Below are 19,891 nucleotides of genomic sequence, written 5' to 3'. Positions count from 1 at the left end.
CACCCCGGCCGGTGGGGGCGGGCCACCCCGCCCCCACCGGGCCGCCGCTGAAGAGGTAGGACCTCATCGTGAGACATGGCAAGTACCCGCTGATCGTCACCTTCCTGGTGCCGCCGGTGCTGCTCTACGTCATCTTCGTCGTGTCGCCGTACCTGCAGGCGTTCCAGATCTCCACCACCGACTGGCTCGGCTACTCGGCCGACGCCAACTCCGTCGGGCTGGCGAACTTCAAGACGCTGTGGAACGACGACTACGTCTGGAACGCGTTGAAGAACAACGCGATCCTGCTGGCGCTGGTTCCGGTGCTGACGATCGTGCTCGGCCTCTTCTTCGCCGCCATGCTCAACATGGGCGGCCGCAAGGGCCGGGCGGGGGTCAGCGGGGTGCGCGGCTCGTCGTTCTACCGCACGGTCTACTTCTTCCCCCAGGTGCTCTCCGTCGTGATCATCGCGCTGCTGTGGAAGGAGGTCTACCACCCGAACAAGGGCCTGCTCACCAGCGCCCTGAACAGCGTCGGCCTGGGCGCGCCGACCTGGCTGGGGGATCCGAGGACCGCCTTCTGGTGCGTGCTCGCGGTGATGATCTGGAGCAACGTCGGCTTCTACGTGGTGCTCTTCGGCGCGGCCATGTCGGCCATCCCCAGGGAGATCTACGAGGCCGTCATGCTCGACGGTGCCTCCCGGCTGACCACGCTGTGGAAGGTGACCATCCCGCTGCTCTGGGACACCGTCCAGGTCGCCTGGGTCTACCTGGCCATCTTCGCCCTGGACGGGTTCATCCTGGTGCAGTTGATGACCAACGGCGGCCCCAACTTCTCCACCGACGTCATCGGCGTGCGGATGTACGACACGGCGTTCGGCAGCGAGACCAAGTTCGGCTACGCCTCGGCGATCGGCGTGGTGATGTTCTTCCTGACCCTCACGGTGGCGGTGCTGGCGCTGCGGGCCAGCAAGCGAGACAGGATCGAGTACTCGTGACGACTCTGGACAAGCCGGCCCCGGTGGCGCTGCCCGAGCCTCCCGGCCCCGCCGACCGCCCGATGCGCCGCGAACTCGGCGTCGCCAACGTGCTGTCGCACGGCTTCCTGTTGTTCTGGGGCGCGCTGACCGTGCTGCCGCTGCTCTGGATGTTCATCAGCTCGTTCAAGAGCAACGCGGAGATCCTGGCCGATCCGTGGAGCCTGCCCGGCGCGCTGCGCTTCGACAACTGGGCCCGCGCCTGGAGCGGGGCGCACATCGGCCAGTACTTCCTCAACAGCCTGGTGGTGGTCGCCGGCTCGGTCACCCTGACCATGCTGATGGGTGCCACCGCCGCGTACGTCTTCGCCCGCTACGAGTTCCGGGGCAAGCAGGTCGTCTACTACCTGTTCGTCGGCGGGCTGATGTTCCCCGTCTTCCTCGCCCTCGTGCCGCTGTTCTTCGTGGTGCGCAACGCCGGCCTGTTCGGCACCTGGACCGGGCTGATCCTGGTCTACGCGGCCTACTCGCTGCCGTTCACGGTGTTCTTCCTGACCGCCTTCTTCCGGACCCTGCCCACCGCCGTCGCGGAGGCGGCACTGGTCGACGGCTGCGGTCACTTCCGGCTGTTCTTCCAGGTGATGCTGCCGATGGCGCGTCCGGGACTGATCAGCGTCGCGATCTTCAACTTCCTCAGCCACTGGAACCAGTTCCTGCTGCCCCAGGTGCTCATGCAGGGCGACGAGTCCAAGTGGGTGCTCGCCCAGGGGCTCGCCGCGCTCTCGGTCAACCAGGGCTACGCCGGCGACTACGCGCAGCTCTTCGCCGGCCTCACCATCGCGGTGGTCCCGGTGCTGCTGGTCTACATCCTCTTCCAACGCCAGGTCCAGTCCGGCCTGACCGCCGGCCAGCTGAAGTGATTCCCGCCTGATCGTGTGGCTCGCCGATCGGCCAGCCTGTCGAGACCGATCCTGATCACTGCCTCCCGCCGGGCTGACGGCCCGCCGGCCCGCCGGCCCGCCGGCCCGCCGGCCCGCCGGCCCGGCGGAGCGGTGCCGCCGGTGGGGTTCGGCGGACGCTGTCGAGCTGCCCCGTCTGTCGGACCACACCCACCCGCCCGGCGTCCCAGCGCCGCGGTTTCCGTCCGGCGCTTCAGCTGAGCTCTGTTCGGGTGTCACATCCGGGCGTTCCACGCCCAGGCGCCGGCCCCGAAGCAGGACGTCAGCGACGCCGGTCCGGGCGTGCGGCCCGGGGCATGCGACCCGGCCTTGCTGCGCGGATATCCATGGATCGACGCCGGTCCCATGGACGGGGCAGCTCGACAGCGGCTGCATGCCAATTCCCCTGGGGCCGACCTGAGGCTGGTCGTGTTCCCTGCGGCGGATGGCAGGCCGGCGTGGCGGCAACCGTGAGCGTCACGGGGTGACGCCAGCGCCGCGCAAGCCTCCGGGGCGCCGGCTGCTACCGCGGCTCGGCTCGGCGGGCTCTGCTCGTTCGGCTCGTCGGGCGGGCTCGGCGCGCCCGGCATGTCCCGCAGCCCACCGTAGGACGCGACCGGCGCGGATGAGCCGGAGCCGGTCGGTCAGGTCAGCAGGGCGGCGGGACCAGCAGGGCGTGCAGGGTCTGCGGATCCGTCACCTCGGGCAGGTCGAGCGCGGCGAGCCACGCCGCCGCGGCCGCGCCGTCGCCCGCCGAGTGCAGCGGCGCGTCCGGCCACTGCCGGCCGACCTGCGCCCGTACCGCCGAGGCGAGCGGGGTGTCGCCGGTCAGCAGCCCGCCGCCGAGCACGATGGGGGAGCCGTCGCCGGCGGGTCGGATCCGCGCCGCGCTCTCCGCCAGGTGCGCGGCGGCCTCGTCGATCAGCCCGCGGGCGACCGGCTCGCCGTCGACGGCGGCGGCGACCACGAGGGGCGCGAGCCGGGCCAGTTCCACGGGCGGCCGTCGGGTCACCGCCTGGACCAGGGCGTCGACGGTGTCCCGGGGGCGGGCCGCCACGTCGGCGGAGCCGAGCAGCTCGGTGAGCACCCCGGTCGCCAGCCGACCCGGCGCGTGCCCCCGGTCGAGGTCGGCCAGCAGCCGGCGGACCGCCTCCCGGCCGAGCCAGAAACCCGAGCCCGCGTCGCCGAGCAGCCAGCCGTGACCGTCGGCGACCCGGTCCAGCCGTAGCCCCCGGACCCCGGCGGCGATCGCCCCGGTGCCGGCGATCAGCACCGTGCCGTCGGGGCTCGCGGTGCCCGAGGCGTACGCGACCAGCGCGTCGCCGTGCACGGCGTACGGGCAGCGCAGGCCGGCGTCGCGCCAGGCCCGGTCGAAGGCTTCCCGGCCGGCCGGATCGGCGAGCAGCCGGCCCGCCCCGGCCAGCCCGATGGTGCCGCCGCGCACCCGGGCGGGATCGACGTCGGCGAGCGCCTCCCGCAGGGCGGCCAGGAGTTCGCCCGCCGCCCGTTCGGCACCGTGGCTGGTGGGGTTTCCGCCGCCCGCCCGGCCGGTGCCCAGCCGCCGCCCGTCGAGGGCCAGGGCGGTCGCCCGCGTGGACGTACCCCCGACGTCGAGACCGACCACGACGCTGTCGGACATCCGCACCCACCCCTCGATCGACGCCGCGTTCATGCTGGTCGGCCCGGCGGCGGCGGGCAAGGGGCGGACAGGTTCCGAGGCTGTGCGCCAGGTAACAGTTTGAAAACTTCGCCCACGGCCTTGACACGGAGGGGCTTTCAGTAAGAACTTTTACCACTAACAGTTAACACTCTTTTCGGAAAGGTGCCCCATGGTTGGTCACGAGGTGGACGCCTCCGCGGGGACCGCGGTGGTCGACGCCGGCGCGGTCGACCGGCGGGGTGCGCTCGGGGTCGGCTCCGAGGGCGTGCTGGCGCGGGTCCGGGCCGGCGCGGGCGAGCTGACGGGGGCACTGCGCCGCGTCGCCGAGCACGTGCTCAGCGACCCGGAGGCCGCCGCCCGGGCGACCATCGTGGAACTGGCCGAGCGCAGCGGCACCTCCCCGGCGACGATCACCCGGTTCTGCCGGGCGATGGGCTTCGAGGGCTACGCCGACCTGCGACTCGGCATCGCCGCGGAGACCGGCCGGGCCCGCTCGGCGGGCTGGACCGTCGACATCGGCCGCGAGATCCAGCCGAGCGACCCCCTCTCCCGGGTGCTCGACCAGATCATGGCCGCCGACACCCGCGCCATGCACGACACCGCCGCGCTGCTCGACCTCGCCGAGGTGGAACGGGCCGCCGTCGCCATCGCCGGGGCGTCCCGGGTGAACATCTTCGGGGCCAGCGGCAGCGCCCTGGTCGGCGAGGAGATGCAGTTCAGCCTGCACCGCATCGGGGTGGCGGCCTGGGCCTGGAACGACGTGCACGAGGGCCTCGCCAGCGCGGCCCTGCTGCGCCAGGGCGACGTGGCGCTCGGCATCTCGCACACCGGCCAGACCCGGGAGACCATCGAGATGCTCGCCGAGGCGGGCAGCCGGGGCGCGACCACCGTGGCGCTGACCGGGTTCCCGCGCTCGCCGCTGGCCGAGCTGGCCGACATCGTGCTGCTCACCGCCAGCCAGGCCACCACCTTCCGCCCCGACGCGCTCTCCGCCCGGCACCCGCAGCTGGTCGTGCTCGACCTGCTGTACATCGCCGTCGCCCAGCGCACCCACGACCGCGCCCACGCGGCCTTCCGGCGTACCGCCCAGGCCGTCGACGGGCACAAGGCCGCGAAGGGGGCCACCGCATGATCAGCGCCCAGGGGTACGCCGACGCCGTCCGCCCGGTGCTCGACCGGCTCGTCGACGCCAGCGCCGACGGGGTGGCCGCCGCCGCCGACCTGATCGCCACCAGCCTGCGCGCCGGCGGGGTGCTCCAGGCGTTCGGCGCCGGGCACTCCGAGGCGTTCGCCGCGGAACTGGTCGCCCGGGCGGGCGGGCTGGTGCCCACCAACCGGCTCTCCCTGCACGACCTGGTGCTGCACGGCGACGCCCCGCGCGACGTGCTCGCCGACCCGAAGCTGGAGCGCGACCCCGCCGTCGCCCACCAGCTCTACGAACTGGCGGCCCCGCAGCCGCAGGACGTGTTCGTGGTGGCGTCCCAGTCCGGCATCAACGGCTCGGTGGTCGAGCTGGCGACGCTGGTCACCGGACGCGGCCACCCGCTGATCGCGGTCACCTCGGTCGCGCACACCGCACGGGTCGCCCCGCGGCACCCGTCCGGCCGGCGCCTCGCCGACCTCGCCGACGTCGTGCTGGACAACGGCGCGCCGTACGGCGACGCACTGCTGCCGCTCGAGGGCGGCGGCGCGGTCTGTGCGGTCTCCTCGGTCACCGCGGCGCTGCTGGCGCAGCTGCTGACCGCCGAGGTCGTACGACGGTTCCACCAGGCCGGGGAGGTACCCCCTATCTACCTCTCCGCCAACGTCCCCGGCGGGGACGAGCACAACCACGCCCTCGAGTCGCGGTACGCCGGGCGCCTCCGGCGCACCGCCTGACCCCGAACACACAAGGAGAGACGACGATGTCGATTACCCCCGACAACCCGGCCGACCTGAGCCGCCGGACCGTGCTGCGTCGGGCCGCCGCGGTGGGCCTGCTCGCCACCCCGGCCGCCGGCCTGCTGAGCGCCTGTGCGACCAGCGGCGGCGACGAGAAGAACGAGCAGGTCGCGGGCGGCACCAAGAGCGCCACCAACCCGCTCGGCGTCGCCGAGGACGCGCCGATCGAGGTGGTCATCTTCAACGGTGGCTACGGCGAGAAGTACGCCACCGACGTGCACCAGCCGCTGTACAAGAAGGCGTTCCCGAAGGCCGAGGTCAAGCACCAGTCGACCCAGGCCGTGTCCACGGTGCTCCAGCCGCGCTTCGCCTCGGGCAACCCGCCGGAGTTCGTGAACAACTCCGGCGAGAAGCTGATGGACTTCGGCGCCCTGGTCGCCGACGGCCAGCTCCAGGACCTCACCGAGCTGTGGGACGCCCCGTCGGTCGACGACCCCAACAAGAAGGTCCGCGACACCGTGGTGCCGGGCACCGTCGACGTCGGATCCTTCAACGGCAAGCCGTACGTCCTGTACTACGTCTCCACCGTCTTCGGCATCTGGTACTCGGGCAAGCTGTTCAAGGACAACGGCTGGGCGCCGGCCAAGGACTGGTCGGAGTTCACCGCCCTGCTCGACAAGATCAAGGCCAAGGGCATCACCCCGTACGGCTACGCCGGGGCGAACGCCGCGTACTACCAGTGGAACGTGATCCTCACCCACGCGGCGAAGATCGGCGGCACGGACGTGCTGAAGAACATCGACAACCTGGAGGACGGCGCCTGGCAGCAGGACGCGGTCAAGCAGGCCGCCGAGGCGTGGGCCGAGATCGGCGCCAAGTACGTCGACAAGAGCTTCGAGGGACTCAAGCACACCGACGTGCAGCTGCGGCAGAACCAGTACAAGCTGGCGTTCTACCCCAGCGGCGACTGGCTGGAGGGCGAGCAGAAGAAGGACACCCCGTCCGGCTTCGAGTACCAGCTCATGCCGGTGCCGAGCCTGTCCGCGTCGGACAAGCTGCCGGCGACGGCGCTGCGGGCGACCGCCGGTGAGGGCTACTTCGTCTCCGCCAAGAGCAAGAACCCCAAGGGCGGCCTGGAGTACATGCGCCAGATGCTCTCGGTGGCCGGCGCGAAGGGCTTCACCGAGGTGGTCAAGGCCCCGACCGTGGTCACCGCCGGCTCGGAGGGCTTCGCCTTCCCGCCCGGCGTGGCCAGCTCGCAGGCCGCGCTCAAGGCCGCCGGCCAGGACGTGTTCAACATCTACTTCGACGGCTGGTACAAGGAGCTCGACACGGAGGTCCGCACGGCCACCAACGAGCTGATGTTCGGCCGGATCAAGGCGGACGCCTTCGCGGAGCGCATCCAGAAGCGTGCCGACGCGATCAAGAAGGACAGCTCCATCACCAAGTTCAAGCGCTGATCGATCGGAGCGTAGGGGTCATGCGGCACGGCAAGTATCCGTTCGTGATCGGGTTCCTCTTCGTCCCGGTCACGCTGTACGTGGTCTTCGTCATCGCGCCGTACGCGCAGGCGTTCCAGATCTCGATGACCAACTGGCGAGGGCTCTCGGCCCCGCAGTGGGTGGGCTTCGACAACTTCCGGAGGTTGTTCGACGACGACAACTTCTGGAAGGCGGTCCAGCACCACGGCGTACTGCTGCTTGCCCTGCCGCTGATCACCATCGCCATCGCGCTGTTCTTCTCGTTCCTGCTCAACGTGGGCGGCAAGAGCAGCGGCGGGCAACGCCAGGGGGTCTGGGGGTCGAAGTTCTACCGGGTGGTGTTCTTCTTCCCCCAGGTCCTGGCGGTGGCCATCATCGCGGTGCTGTTCCAGATGGTCTACCGGCCCAACGAGTCCGGCCTGATCAACGGCGTGCTGATGAAGCTCGGCTTCGACCCGGTGCTCTTCCTGGTCCGGCCGAACCTGGCGCTCTGGTCGATCATCGGCGTGCTGGTCTGGCAGGCGGTCGGCTTCTACGTGGTGCTCTTCTCGGCGGGCATGGCCTCCATCCCCGGCGAGATCTACGAGGCCGCCGAGGTGGACGGGGCGAGCCGGGTGACGCTCTTCTTCCGGGTCACCCTGCCGCTGCTCTGGGACACCCTCCAGGTCGCCTGGGTCTACCTGGGCATCGCGGCGTTCGACGCGTTCGCCATCGTCTCGGTGCTCTCGGTGGACGGCGGCGGCCCGGACGGCGCCACCACCGTCCTGGCGATGGAGATCTACCGCAACGCCTTCGTCTACTCGAAGTACGGCTACGCCTCGGCAATGGGCGTGGCGCTGTTCTTCCTCACCCTCACGTTCGCGGCGTTGACGCTGCGGCTGACCAAGCGGGAAAGCGTGGAGTACTGATGAACCCGCAGACGACGCTGCCGCCGACACCGGCGGCGCTACCGCCGAAGACCGTGAAGCCGGGCGCCGCGGGTGGGCGCGGCGGCAGGGGCCGACGGGAGGTACGGCTCCTCGCCAACCTCGGGCACGTGGCGCTCGCGGTCTGGGCGGTGATCGTGATCGTGCCGATCCTCTGGACCTTCCTCGCCTCGTTCAAGAACACCACGGAGATCTTCAGCAGCCCGTGGACCCTGCCGGCGGAGCTGCGGTTCGAGAATTACGCCCGGGCGTGGACCAAGGCCAACGTCGGGCGCTACTTCCTCAACAGCGTGATCGTGGTGGCGTGCAGCACCTTCGGCACCATGCTGCTCGGCTCGATGGCCGCGTACGTGCTGGCGCGCTACAAGTTCTGGGGCAACCGGGCGATCTACTACCTGTTCGTCTCGGGGCTGGCGTTCCCGGTCTTCCTGGCCCTCGTACCGCTCTTCTTCGTGGTGAAGAACCTGGGACTGCTCGACACCCACACCGGGGTGGTGCTGGTCTACATCGCCTACTCGCTGCCGTTCACGGTGTTCTTCCTGGCCGCGTTCTTCAAGACGCTGCCGTCGTCGGTGGCCGAGGCGGGGATGATCGACGGCTGCTCGCACACCCGGCTCTTCTTCCAGGTCATGATGCCGATGGCGAAGCCGGGCCTGATCAGCGTCGGGATCTTCAACATCATCGGCCAGTGGGGGCAGTACCAGCTGCCGCTCGTGCTGCTCTCCAACGCCAAGGACAAGTGGGTGCTCACCCAGGGCATCGCGGACATCTCGGTGAACGCCGGCTACGAGGCGGACTGGTCCGGCCTCTTCGCCGCCCTGACCATCGCCATCCTCCCGATGATCGTCGTGTACGCGATCTTCCAGCGCCAGATCCAGTCCGGTCTCACCTCCGGGGCGGTGAAGTAGAGACGGGCGGGTCAGGGGTGCCAGGAACGCCACAGGGCGGCGTACGGGCCGTCGGCCCGGACCAGCTCGTCGTGACTGCCGAGCTCGGTGATCCGGCCCCCCTCCAGCACCGCCACCCGGTCGGCGTCGTGGGCGGTGTTGAGGCGGTGCGCGATCGCGATGACGGTCCGCCCGGTGAGCAGGGCGGCCAGGGCCCGCTCGGTGCGCCGGGCGGTGGTCGGGTCGAGGGCGGCGGTGGCCTCGTCGAGGATCAGCGTGTGCGGGTCGGCAAGCACCAGCCGGGCAAGCGCGAGCTGCTGGGCTTCGGCCGCCCCGAGCGGGTGCGCCCCGTCGCCGAGGGGGGTGTCGAGGCCGTCGGGCAGGCGGGCGTACCAGTCGGCGCCGACCGTGGCCAGCGCCGCGCGCATCCGATCGTCGGAGGCGTCCGGGGCGGCGAACGCGAGGTTGTCGCGTAGCGAGCCGATGAAGACGTGGTGCTCCTGGGTGACCAGGGCGATGCGCCGCCGGCGCTCGGCCGGGTCCAGGTCGGTCACGGGGCAGCCGCCGACGCTGACGACGCCCTCCCGGGGCGCGTCGATCCCGGCGAGCAGCCGCGCCAGGGTGGACTTCCCGGCACCCGACGGCCCGACGAGCGCCAACCGCTCGCCGGGCCGCACCTCGAGGTCGATGCCGTGCAGCACGTCGGGTCCTCCGCCGTACGCGAACCGGGCTCCCCGGACGACCAGCCGTTCGTCCACCGGCGCGGCGGCCCGGCCGGGCCGCTCCGGCGGCACCTGGCCGACGCCGAGCACCCGGGCGAACGAGGCGAAGCCGCGCTGCGCCTGCTCCGTCCACTGGAGGATCCGGTCCAGCGGCTCGATCGCCTGCTGGAGGTAGAGCGTGGCGGTGACCACCGCGCCGAGGGACACCTCGCCCCGCGTGAGCAGGAGCCCACCGACCAGCAGCAGCGCGGCCACGGGCAGCGGGTAGCTGGCCTCCACCACGGTGAAGAACACGGTGCGCAGGGCCAGGGTCGCCCGCCGGGCGCCCCAGACCCCGGCGATGCGCGCGGTGCCGTGCCCGATCCGTTCGTCGGCGAGACGCAGCGCCTCGACCGTACGGGCGCCCTCCGCGGTGGTCGTCAGCGTCTCGGTCAGCTCGGCGGCGGCCGCCCCCTCGGCCAGGTACGCCGGGCTGGCGCGTCGCAGGTACCACCGGGTCACCAGCGCGATCGTCGGCAGCCCGGCGAGCGCGGCCAGCCCGAGCAGCGGGTGCAGCAGGAACACCGCGCCGAACAGCAGCGTCAGCTGCACCGTGGCGATGACGATGGTGGGCACCACGTCCCGGACGGTGGTGCCGACCGTCGCCACGTCGACCGAGCTGCGGGTCGCCAGGTCCCCGGAGCCGGCGCGCTCGACGACGCCGACGGGCAGGTTCAGCGTCCGCTCGACGAACTCCTCGCGCAACCGGGCCACGGCGCGCTCCCCGAAGCGGTGGCCGGCGTACCGCGCGTAGCGCGACAGCAGCGTCTGGACCAGCACGGCCCCGCCGATCGCCAGGGCGAGCCGGTCGACGGTGGCCACGCCGGCCCCGGCGGAGACCCGGTCGACGATGGCGCCGAGCAGCCACGGCGGGGCGAGCCCGGCGACCGTGGCGGTGGCGTGCAGCGCCAGCACGACCGCGACGGCGCGCCGGTCCCGGGCGATCAGCCCGCGCGCCGCCCGGCGCACGGTGGCCCGGTCGGCGACCGGCAGCCCGCTCACCGCAGCGCCTGCTCGGCGTCGGCGTCGCCACGGGCCACGAGCCGCCGGTAGCCCGGGTCCCGGTCGAGCAGGTCGGCGTGGGTGCCGGTGGCGGCGACCCGCCCCGCGACCAGGTGCGCGACCTCGTCGGCACGCCCCAGCAGCAGCGGCGAGGTGGTGAGTACGACGGTCGTCCGCCCGGCCCGCGCGCGGCGCAGCCGCTCGGCGATCCGCGCCTCGGTGTGCGCGTCCACCGCCGAGGTCGGCTCGACGAGGATCAGCACCTCCGGTTCGGCGAGCAACGCCCGGGCCAGCCGGATCCGCTGCCGCTGGCCGCCGGAGAGGGAGCGGGCGCGGTTGTCCAGCGAGGTGTCGAGCCCGCGCGGCAGGGCGTCGACGACGTCCTCGGCGGACGCGGCGTGCAGGGCGGAGGCGATCCGGTCGCGGTCACCGTCGGGCCGGGCCCCGCGCAGCACCTCCCGCAGCGTCCCGGCGAACAGGTGGGCGTCGTGGTCGGCGACCAGGATGCGGGCCCGCACCTGCTCCAGCCCGACGCCCGTCAGCGGCACGCCGCCCCAGGTGGCGTCGCTGACGGCGTACCGGCCGAGCCGGTCGGCCAGCGCGTGGGCGTCGGCCGGGTCGGCGGCGGCCACCGCGGTGAGCCGGCCGGCCCGGACGGTCAGCCCGCTCGACCGGTCGTGCAGGTCGGCGGGGCCGCCGGGCGCCGCGAGCGGGATGGCGGGGCCGGCGGGGGCCGGGACCGGGACGGCGGGGCCGGCCGGCTGCCGGCTGCCGGGAACCGTCGCCGCGCCGGCACGGGTGGGTGTGTCGCGCGGCCCGCCGACGTCGTCCGGCGTGACGGCGAGCAGGGCGACGATCCGGCGGGCCGCGACCCGGCCCCGGATCAGCTGGTGGCCGCCCTCCAACAGGAACCAGACCGGCACGACGAGTGCCGCGACGTAGCCGTAGACGGCGACCAGCTCCCCGACGCTGATGTCGCCGGTGACCGCCATCCGGGCCGACAGCCACACCACCGCCGCGAGGAACAGCCCGGGGACGGCCACCGTCGCCGCGTCGATCCAGCTGTTCACGGCGCCGACCCGGTATCCCTCGACGAGCAGGGCGCGGGAACGGACCGCGTACCGGCTGGCGAACAGGCCCCGGCCACCCACCCCGGCGAGCACCCGCAGCCCGGCCACGATGTCGCCCGACCGGGCGGTCAGCTCACCCTGCTGCTGCCGGTAGACGGACTCCGCCCGCTCCAGCCGGCGCAGCAGGGGAGCGACGACGAGGACGACCGACGGCACGCCCACCAGCACGCAGAGCGCGAGCAGGGGCGAGATCGACCAGAGCACGATGGCGACGACCAGGTACGCGACCACCGCGCCGACGCCCGGCCCGGTCACCGTCATCACCTGCGCCACCCGGTCGATGTCGGTGCCGCCGACGGTGGCCACCTCGCCCGCCGCGGCCCGGCGCGGCAGCACGGCGCCGACCCGGGACAGTTGGCGGAGCACCACGGCGGCGGAGCGCGCCTTCGCGTCCTCCCGGATGAAGGTCATCGTGCGGTGCCGCATGATGCCCAGCCAGGACAGCGCCACGCCGGCGACGACGATCGCCGCCACCCACTGGGCCAGGGCACGGGTGTCGCCGGTGCGCAGTCCGTCGTCGACGGCGCGGGAGATCAGGTAGGGCCGGACCGACAGGGCGGTCATCCAGGCCGTGCCGAACAGGCTGCCGCGCAGCACCCGCCAGGGCTGGGAGCGGACCAGCCACCACAGGTACCGCAACGGGCCCCGGACGTCCGGAGTGCCGGGCTCGGGATGGGGGATCCGTGGTGGCACCGGCCTACGCTAACGAGTCGGGAACCGCCGCACCGCCCCGTTTCCGCCGAACCGCAGACCGATCTCGTCGCCGGCGGTCGCGGCCGATCCGACCGGCTCGGGGCGCGGCGGGTGGCCGGCGGGTGAAGTGTCGCAGGGGCGAGGCAGAATCGCATCCGTGCTGGTGGCGGTGGTCTCGGACGAGCGGGGCGGGGGAGCGCTGCAACCCCTCGACGCCGCCGGGCTGCCCGTCGGTCCGGTGCGGCCGGTCGGCGACCTGGCCGCGGCCGTCGCGGCCCACGAGGCGGCGGACCGGCCCCGCTGGGTGTGGGCCTCCGGCGCGACGATATACCCGGCGCTGCTGCGCGCCGGGGTGCGGGTCGAGCGCTGCCACGACGTCGAGCTGACCGAGGCCCTGCTGCTCGGCCACGCCGGCCGCTGGGGCGAGCCCCGCTCGTTCGCGGCGGCCTGGGCCCGGCTGACCGGCGCGCCGGTGCCGGCCGACCCGCCGGCCCGTCCGGCCGCGCCGCCCGGCCACGGGCAGGGCGCGCTCTTCGACGCCCTGCCCGGGCCGCCGGGCCCCGGCGTCGAGGCACTGACCCGGGTCTACGCGGACCAGCTCGCCCGGATCGCCGCGACCGAGCATCCCGGCCGGTTCCGGCTGCTGGTGGCCGCCGAGTCGGCCGGCGCGCTGATCGCCGTGGAGATGGGGGCCGCCGGGCTGCCCTGGCGGGCCGACGTGCACGACGAGATCCTCGCCGAGCTGCTCGGCGAGCCGTCGCCGGTGGGCGGCCCGCCGCGCCGGCTGGCCGAGCTGGCCGCGCGGATCGCCGACGCGTTCGGCGTACGCCAGTTGCACACCGACTCCCCGGCGGAGCTGCTGCGGGCGTTCGCCAGGGCCGGGGTGGACCTGCCCAACACCCGGGCCTGGGTGCTGCGCGGGGTGGACCACCCGGCGGTGCCGCTGGTCCTCGAATACAAGGAGCTCTACCGGATCTGGACGGCGCACGGCTGGGCCTGGCGCGACGCCTGGGTCCGCGACGGCCGGTTCCAGCCGGAGTACGTCCCGGGCGGGGTCGTCTCCGGCCGCTGGGCGACCCGGGGCGGCGGCGCGTTGCAGATCCCCAAGGTGATCCGGCGGGCGGTGGTGGCCGATCCGGGCTGGCGGTTCGTGGTCGCCGACGCCGGCCAGCTGGAGCCGAGGGTGCTCGCCGCGGTCTCCGGCGACGCCCGGCTCGCCGCCGCCGGCGGTGCCGGGGACCTCTACGCGGCGCTGGCCCGGGACGCCTTCGGCGGCGATCGGCCCCGCGCCAAGGTGGCCCTGCTCGGCGCCATGTACGGGCAGACGGGCGGTTCGGCGGTGCCGGCGCTGGAGGTGCTGCGCCGCAACTACCCGACGGCCTTCGCGTACGTGGAGGCGGCCGCGCGGACCGGAGAGACCGGCGGGCTGGTCCGCTCCTGGCTGGGGCGCACCTGCCCGCCCGGCGCGGCCGGGTTCGGCGACGCCGACGCCGACTTTGCCGACGGCGGTGGCGACCGGCAGTCGCCGCGGGCGCGGGCGGCCCGCTCCCGGGGGCGGTTCACCCGCAACTTCGTCATCCAGGCCACCGCCGCCGAGTGGGCCTCGACCCTGCTGGCGACGCTGCGGGGCCGGCTCGCCGACACCGGCGGCGAGCTGGTCTTCTTCCAGCACGACGAGGTGATCGTGCACTGCCCGGCGGAGCGGGCCGACGCGGTCGCCGACGCGGTCACCCGGTGCGGTGCGCAGGCCGCCGCGCTGCTCTTCGGCGACACCCCGGTCCGCTTCCCGCTGGACCTGTCCGTCGTGGACTGCTACGCCGACGCGGCGTGACGGCTCCCGTCCGGGTCAGGAGACGCCGGATCCGGGGTTGGCGGCGTCCCACGCCTGCCGCGACTCGGCGATGGCGTCCTTGTGCGCCAGCGACCAGTCGGCCAACTGCCGCACCAGGTGGGTCAGGCTCCTGCCGCGCTCGGTCAGCTCGTAGGTCACGGTCACCGGGACGGTCGGGTACGCGGTGCGCAGCACCAGGCCGTCGCGCTCCAGGCGGCGCAGGGTCAGGGTGAGCATCCGCTGCGAGATGCCGTGGATGGCCCGTTGCAGCTGCCGGAACCGGCGGACGCCGGAGGAGAGTTCGACGATCGCGAGCACCGACCACTTGTCGCCGATGCGGTCGAGCACGTCGCGGATGCCGCAGTCCGGATGCTCGGGCAGGCCGCAGGGTGCCAGCGCCTCGGTTACCGCCGTGTGCCCTGCCGACATCGAAGTGCCTCCTTGTGGCCGCTGCCGTGGTTCCCGACGATGAGGTTAGTTCCGACTCGGTACCACCGAAAGGCTCCCTCATGCTGCTGGTCACCGGCGCCTCCGGGCACCTGGGCTCGCTCATCCACGCCGGGCTGGCCGAGCGGGGCCTGGCCCCGCTCGCCGGCACGCGCACCCCCGGTCGCTTCGGCGCCGCCGGGCGGGCCGTGGACTTCGACGACCCGGCGGGGCCGGACCTGGCGGGCGTACGCGTGCTGGTGCTGGTCTCCGCCGGCTACGGCGAGGACGACGTCGTCCTCGCCCGCCACGACCGGGTGATCGCCTCCGCGGAGCGGCACGGGGTGGCGCACGTGGTCTACACGAGCCTGGTCGGCGCCGGCGACCACCTGGCCTTCGCGCTCGCGCACCGGTGGACGGAGCGTCGGCTGCGGGAGAGCCGGCTGGGCTGGACGATCCTGCGCAACGGGCTCTACGCCGAGCTGTTCGGTCAGCTGGCCGCCCCGGTCGACGGCGCGGTCACGGCCCCGTTCGGCACGGGGGCGCTGGCCGCCGTGGCTCGACAGGATCTGGCCGACGCCGCCGTGCGGGTTGCCGCCGACCCCGCCGCCCACCGCGGCCGCACGTACGAGCTGACCGGGCCCGTCGCGCTCACCGCGGCCGACCTCGCCGCCGAGTTGGGCGTGCCGTACCGGCCGGTGTCGTTGGGCGAGCGGCGGTCCGCCCTGGCGGGCCCGGGCCTGCTGCCGTTCCAGCCGGCCATGCTGATGTCGATCTACTCCGCCACGGCGGCCGGGTTCCTCGCGCGGACTGACGGCGACCTGGCGCGCGTGCTGTCGCGTGCGCCCCGCGACCCGATGCCGGTCGCGGTGGCCGCCGCCGGGGCGCCGTCCTGACCGTACGCACAGCCCGTGACGGGCGACGCGGTGCGGTTCCGGGCGGGTAACAGTTGCACTATTTTCCCTTTTCGCCCCGCTACCCGGTCCGCCTTGTCCTCGTTGCTCCCGATGTCCGTACGACGGAGCGGGCCGTGTCCTCGCGCCACGGCCCGCTCCACGGTGGAGGGGGCCCAGCTGAACCGGATCGCAGGAATGATCATCGCCGCGGGCGGAGGGCGCCGCATCGGCGGGCCCGAGGCGCTGCTGCACCAGGGCGAGAAGCCCCTGGTGAACCAGATGATCGACACGATGACCGAGGCGGGCTGCGAGCGGATCGTGGTCGTGCTCGGCGCCGCGGCCGACCAGGTCCGCGAGACGGCGGACCTGAGCCGGGCCACGGTGGTGATCAACCGGGCGTGGGGGACCGGCGTCGGCTCGTCCATCCGGGCCGGCCTGGCCGCACTCGACGACGAGGACATCGAGGCGGTCGTGGTGGTGCCGGTCGACATGCCCGGCCTGACCGCCACCGCCGTGCGCCGGGTGGTCGCGCTGCCGTACCCCGACGTGCTGGTCTGCGCCACCTACGACGGGCTGCGCGGCTACCCGATGCTGTTCGGACGCCGGCACTGGTCCGGCATCGCCACCCTGGCCAGCGCGGACGTGGGCGCCCGGCCCTACCTGCTCGCGCACAAGGACCAGATCGTCGACATCTCCTGCGACTCGGTGGCCGACGGCAGCCGGGTCGACACCCCGGAACTGATGGCGCTCTACGGGCTGACCGTCCCACCCCAGCGCGTCGGCGTCTGACCCGCCCCCACGCCCGCAGGTCCCTCCGCTAGCGTCGGCGGGGCGGCACCCGTCGCCGCGCGCGACGCCGGTCGGCCGTGGCCCGCCGGCAACGGGGAGGTTCGCCGATGATCGGAACGTTGATCCGGCACGTCGCCGGGGCGGTCGCCGCCTGGCTGGTGTATGTCGCCGAGGGGGCGTTCGGCCTCTTGACGCGGCTCGCGCTGGGCCTGATCATCGACGCCGACCAGGGCGGGCCATTGGCCAGGCCGTTCATGGCGTTGGACGCCACTCTGCCGGGTGCCGTCCTGGTGCTGCTGGTGGTGGTGCCGGCGGTCGTGATCGGCGAGGCCGCCGTCGCCCGCCGGGGTGCGTTCGCCCGTGCGCTGGCGGCCTGCGGGGTGGCCGCGCTGCTCGTCGGCCTGTACGTCGGAGGCATCGCGGCTGTCACCGGGGCGGTCGTCGCGGACGCGGCGCTGGTCTGGTCCCTTACGACGGCGGTTGTGCTGGGCCCGGTGGTGGCCCACGCGGCCGTGATGCGGGGGACACGGGCGGCGACCGGGTGGCTGGCCCGCTGGAGCCGCCCCGGCTCGCCGGCCACGCTCGCCCCGTCCGCGCCTCCGGTGGCCCATCCCGGCGGTCCCGAGGTCCCGTGACCGCGTCCCGTCCGCCGACCGACCTGGTCCCCGCCGACACGCCGGCCGAACAGCTCCCCACAACACGCTCAACGGGGTGACCGGTGGCATCTGGCGCACCCGCCGGGACGGACGGCCGGCCGTGCTGAAACTCCTCACCCCACCCGGCCGCCCCGGCCCGGCGCACTGGGCCGGCAGCGACGATCCGGGGCACTGGAACTACTGGCGCCGCGAGGTCGAGGCGTACCGCAGCGGGCTGGCCACCGCCGCGTACGCCGACGCCGGGCTGGCCGCGCCGACGCCGCTGGCCGTCGACGACCGGCCGGACGGCTCGGTGGCGCTGTGGCTGTCCGACGCGGACGGTCGGCCGGGCATCGCCTGCACGTCCGCCGACCTCGGCGAGGTGGCCGTCCGGCTCGGCGTCGGGCACGCCCGCCGGCTCGGCGACCCCGAGGCGCGGGAGCTGTCGCCCGGCCGTCGGCCGCCGGACTGGCTGGCGCGCGACTGGCTGCGCGACTACACGCTGAGCCGGCCCGTGGCCGCGCCGGTGCCGTGGGATCATCCGGTCGCCGTCGCCGCCTGGCCACGCCCCCTGCGCGACGCGCTGCGGGCGCTGTGGGACCGGCGGCACGAGGTGCTCGCCGCCACCGACCGGCTGCCCCGTACGCTCTGCCACCACGACTGCTGGCCGATGAACCTGGTGTTCGCCGCCGGCGGCCCGGTCCTGCTGGACTGGTCCGGCGTCGGCCCGGGGCCGGTCGGCGAGGACGCGGCCAACCTGATGCTGGACACCTTCCTCGACGGGCTGGTCGACATCGCGCTGCTCGACGAGGTGGCCGCCACCGTGGTCGACCGCTACGCCGAGGGGCTGCGCGGCGCCGTCGCGCCGGAGACGGTGGCCCGGGCCGTCCGGCTCACCGGGGCGGCCAAGTACTTCTGGCTGGCGCCGATGATGCTCGGTCGGCTGGGTCGGTCCGCCATCAGCGGCACCTACGACGCCCGCGACGAGACGGAGATGATGACGGGCCGCCGGCCCGTGCTGGAGCTGCTCGCCCGCTGGGCCGCCGAGGCGTCGGACTGACCGTTCGGGGTTGCGCGTCAGACGTCGATGTTGAAGCGTTGCAGCACCGACGGGGCGACCAGCCCGGCCGCCGCGAGCACCGAGATCACGGTCAGCACGGTCCGGACGACCACCACCTCGGTCTTGCCGCCGGCCCGCAGGGCGATCTTGTTCGGCAGCCCGATCGGCGTCCACATCCGACGCTTGATCGGGATGGGCCAGAGGATGGGCACCCCGGCCCGGGTGATCATGTCGCCGAGGATGTGCACGAAGCAGCCGACACCGACGGCCGTGCCGATCAGCGGGTAGCCGCGGCCGCCGGGCAGGTTGGCGAAGGTGTACCAGGCGGCGGCGGCCGACGCGAGGGTGACGATGACCCAGCCGGCGCGCTCCGCCCACTTGTCGAACAGGCCGCGCAGCGCCAGGCCGAACATGAAGAACAGGATGCCGATGACCGCCCACTTGCCGTACGCGGCGCAGAGCGTGGTGGTGCCCCAGCCGACCAGCAGGGTGAACGGGATGGTGTGGGTCAACGTGCGGTGGCCGTTGTTGCGGCGCGGATCCTTGCTGAGCTTCGTCGCGTAGTAGACCCCGAGCGAGACCTTCTCCATCACCTCGGCGATGAAGAGCGAGAACACGCCGAAGGTGCGGGCGACGGTCGCCCCGCCCTGGTTGCGGGTCACCTTCCCGGACAGGTCGAGGTCGGGGAAGAGCGCCCCACCGGCGCAGACCGCGGTGCCGACGGCGAGTTCCAGCGGCGACTGGTGGTAGTCGGCGAATTGTTGCAGCGCCCAGGACCCGGTCAGCCACACCGCCGCGCCGGACAGCGCGTGCGACGGTCCCATCATGTCGGCTCACCCTCCCCAGGGATCTTGAGCGCCAAAACTACGCCACTGTAGTTCGCCGGCGCTCCGCAGGGGCATCGCCCGGACGGTCCACCGGGGACGGTGGCGGGAAGGGGTGGGTCACCGGCAGGAAGTATGCCGTCGCCGGGCGGTGGACGCGACCGGTCTGTCCGCCATTGGACGGTGGGGAGGCGGCGGCGGGCCGCTCAGCGGACGGCGCCGCCGACGGCGAGCAGGTTCCCCTCCGGGATGGTGATCTTCTGGCGGGCTCCGCCGAGCCGGGCGGCGGCGCGTCGGGCCTGCGTCGGGCCGTGTTCGCGGCACGCCGTCGCGTAGGTGCCGGCGGTCCGGGCGGCGATGGCCGCCCAGCCGTACCGCAGGCCGACCATGGCGCGCGCCCGCCGGGCCACCCGCCGGGCGAAGACCTCGTCGCCGAGGAGCTGGTCGACCGCCTCGCCGAGGGCGCCCGGATCGCTGTGCGGGAAGGTCACCCCGGTCACGCCCGGCTCGACGATCTCGGCGAGGCCGCCGGTGCGGGCCACGGCCAGCGGTGCGCCGGCCGCCGCGGCCTCCAGGGCCACCATCCCGAACGGCTCGTAGAGGCTGGGCACCACGGTCGCGTCGGTGGCGCCGAGCAGCGCCGGGAGCCGGGTGGAGTCGAGAAAACCCGCGAAGCGTACGGTCTGCCCGAGCCCGAGGCGGCGGGTCTCCTCCTCCAAGTCGGCGCGGTAGGGGCCGTCACCCGCGATCACCACCCGCAATCCGGGGTGCCGGTCGCGCAGGTACGGCACGGCGTGCACCAGGTGCTGCACGCCCTTCTCGTAGACCAGCCGGCCGGCGTACCCGACGAGCGGGCCGTCGCCGGCGAACCGGGCCCGGGCGGCGGTGACCGCCCCCGGCCGGGCGCGCCAGGCCCGGTCGTCGACGCCGTTGGGCACCACGTCGATCTGCCCGTCCGGCACGTCGAAGAGCGTGGCGACCTGGTCGCGCATGTAGCCGGAGCAGGCGATCACCCGGGCGGAGGCGTTGCTCAGCCAGTGTTCGACGCCGTGGATGGTGCGGTTCATCTCCTCGGGCAGCCAGCCCTGGTGCCGGCCGGCCTCGGTGGCGTGGAT

18 protein-coding genes are annotated in these 19,891 nt (G+C 73.8%); 12 read left to right on the top strand and 6 right to left on the bottom strand.

Going from position 1 to position 19,891, the window contains the following annotated elements:
- Positions 1–68 precede the first annotated feature (68 nt).
- Positions 69–977, top strand: coding sequence for a carbohydrate ABC transporter permease (locus ACFHW0_RS30475; RefSeq protein WP_416613080.1), 909 nt, complete (start codon positions 69–71; stop codon positions 975–977).
- Between the two features lie 62 nt (positions 978–1,039).
- On the top strand, positions 1,040–1,876 hold the full coding sequence (locus ACFHW0_RS30470; protein ID WP_416613091.1) for a carbohydrate ABC transporter permease: 837 nt from the start codon (positions 1,040–1,042) through the stop codon (positions 1,874–1,876).
- Between the two features lie 667 nt (positions 1,877–2,543).
- Here the strand turns inward: ACFHW0_RS30470 and ACFHW0_RS30465 are convergent.
- A complete protein-coding gene (locus ACFHW0_RS30465; protein ID WP_416613079.1) occupies positions 2,544–3,533 on the bottom strand; it encodes an N-acetylglucosamine kinase in 990 nt (329 codons plus the stop codon).
- A 190-nt stretch (positions 3,534–3,723) separates the two neighbouring features.
- Here ACFHW0_RS30465 and ACFHW0_RS30460 point away from each other — a divergent pair, with 190 nt between their 5' ends.
- Genes ACFHW0_RS30460 through ACFHW0_RS30440 form a run of 5 tightly spaced genes read left to right on the top strand, consistent with a single transcriptional unit; the run spans position 3,724 to position 8,750 of the window.
- Positions 3,724–4,686 (top strand): MurR/RpiR family transcriptional regulator, encoded by a 963-nt coding sequence (locus tag ACFHW0_RS30460; RefSeq protein WP_416613078.1) that lies wholly within the window; start codon positions 3,724–3,726, stop codon positions 4,684–4,686.
- On the top strand, positions 4,683–5,432 hold the full coding sequence (locus ACFHW0_RS30455) for an SIS domain-containing protein (RefSeq protein ID WP_416613077.1): 750 nt from the start codon (positions 4,683–4,685) through the stop codon (positions 5,430–5,432). The genes ACFHW0_RS30460 and ACFHW0_RS30455 overlap by 4 nt, the downstream gene beginning before the upstream one ends.
- 26 nt (positions 5,433–5,458) lie before the next feature.
- Positions 5,459–6,895: an N-acetylglucosamine/diacetylchitobiose ABC transporter substrate-binding protein gene (gene ngcE, locus ACFHW0_RS30450; RefSeq protein WP_366642712.1), complete on the top strand. Its 1,437-nt coding sequence runs from the start codon at positions 5,459–5,461 to the stop codon at positions 6,893–6,895.
- Between the two features lie 20 nt (positions 6,896–6,915).
- Entirely contained in the window at positions 6,916–7,824 is a 909-nt protein-coding gene (locus tag ACFHW0_RS30445; RefSeq protein ID WP_334606514.1) for a carbohydrate ABC transporter permease, read from the top strand.
- The gene (locus tag ACFHW0_RS30440; protein WP_121400782.1) at positions 7,824–8,750 is read left to right on the top strand and encodes a carbohydrate ABC transporter permease; all 927 of its coding nucleotides are present in this window, start codon (positions 7,824–7,826) and stop codon (positions 8,748–8,750) included. The genes ACFHW0_RS30445 and ACFHW0_RS30440 overlap by 1 nt, the downstream gene beginning before the upstream one ends.
- An 11-nt stretch (positions 8,751–8,761) precedes the next feature.
- Here ACFHW0_RS30440 and ACFHW0_RS30435 read toward each other — a convergent pair whose 3' ends face one another.
- Positions 8,762–10,492, bottom strand: a complete 1,731-nt coding sequence (locus tag ACFHW0_RS30435; protein WP_416613076.1) for an ABC transporter ATP-binding protein — start codon at positions 10,490–10,492, stop codon at positions 8,762–8,764.
- Positions 10,489–12,219, bottom strand: coding sequence for an ABC transporter transmembrane domain-containing protein (locus ACFHW0_RS30430; RefSeq protein WP_416613090.1), 1,731 nt, complete (start codon positions 12,217–12,219; stop codon positions 10,489–10,491). Before ACFHW0_RS30430 ends, ACFHW0_RS30435 begins: the two co-directional genes overlap by 4 nt.
- Before the next feature lie 223 nt (positions 12,220–12,442).
- On the opposite strand from ACFHW0_RS30430, the gene ACFHW0_RS30425 reads away from it, so the two are divergent.
- Positions 12,443–14,146, top strand: a complete 1,704-nt coding sequence (locus ACFHW0_RS30425) for a bifunctional 3'-5' exonuclease/DNA polymerase (RefSeq protein WP_416613075.1) — start codon at positions 12,443–12,445, stop codon at positions 14,144–14,146.
- Between the two features lie 15 nt (positions 14,147–14,161).
- Here the strand turns inward: ACFHW0_RS30425 and ACFHW0_RS30420 are convergent, their stop codons facing one another.
- Positions 14,162–14,575 carry a winged helix-turn-helix transcriptional regulator gene (locus ACFHW0_RS30420; protein WP_416613074.1) on the bottom strand — a complete coding sequence of 138 codons (414 nt, stop codon included), beginning with the start codon at positions 14,573–14,575 and terminating at the stop codon, positions 14,162–14,164.
- An 80-nt stretch (positions 14,576–14,655) separates the two neighbouring features.
- Between ACFHW0_RS30420 and ACFHW0_RS30415 the strand changes: the two genes are divergently transcribed.
- The 4 genes from ACFHW0_RS30415 (at position 14,656) to ACFHW0_RS30400 (ending at position 17,952) form a co-directional block, all read left to right on the top strand.
- The gene (locus ACFHW0_RS30415; RefSeq protein ID WP_416613073.1) at positions 14,656–15,468 is read left to right on the top strand and encodes an NAD(P)H-binding protein; all 813 of its coding nucleotides are present in this window, start codon (positions 14,656–14,658) and stop codon (positions 15,466–15,468) included.
- A gap of 195 nt (positions 15,469–15,663) precedes the next feature.
- Entirely contained in the window at positions 15,664–16,257 is a 594-nt protein-coding gene (locus ACFHW0_RS30410; RefSeq protein ID WP_416613072.1) for a nucleotidyltransferase family protein, read from the top strand.
- Between the two features lie 107 nt (positions 16,258–16,364).
- Positions 16,365–16,892 carry a hypothetical protein gene (locus tag ACFHW0_RS30405; RefSeq protein ID WP_416613071.1) on the top strand — a complete coding sequence of 176 codons (528 nt, stop codon included), beginning with the start codon at positions 16,365–16,367 and terminating at the stop codon, positions 16,890–16,892.
- A 76-nt stretch (positions 16,893–16,968) separates the two neighbouring features.
- The gene (locus tag ACFHW0_RS30400) at positions 16,969–17,952 is read left to right on the top strand and encodes a phosphotransferase (protein ID WP_416613070.1); all 984 of its coding nucleotides are present in this window, start codon (positions 16,969–16,971) and stop codon (positions 17,950–17,952) included.
- Between the two features lie 17 nt (positions 17,953–17,969).
- Here ACFHW0_RS30400 and ACFHW0_RS30395 read toward each other — a convergent pair whose 3' ends face one another.
- Both ACFHW0_RS30395 and ACFHW0_RS30390 read right to left on the bottom strand, forming a co-directional pair.
- Entirely contained in the window at positions 17,970–18,779 is an 810-nt protein-coding gene (locus ACFHW0_RS30395; RefSeq protein WP_416613069.1) for a metal-dependent hydrolase, read from the bottom strand.
- Between the two features lie 203 nt (positions 18,780–18,982).
- Positions 18,983–19,891, bottom strand: a 909-nt coding sequence (locus tag ACFHW0_RS30390) for a glycosyltransferase family 4 protein (RefSeq protein WP_416613068.1), incomplete at its 5' end; no start/stop codon positions are given.

Source organism: Micromonospora sp. LOL_025 (genome assembly GCF_048060285.1).
In the GTDB taxonomy this organism is placed as follows: Bacteria; Actinomycetota; Actinomycetes; order Mycobacteriales; family Micromonosporaceae; genus Micromonospora.
The sequence above is the reverse complement of the archived record's forward strand: the minus strand, read 5'-3'. Positions and strand labels throughout refer to the sequence as shown.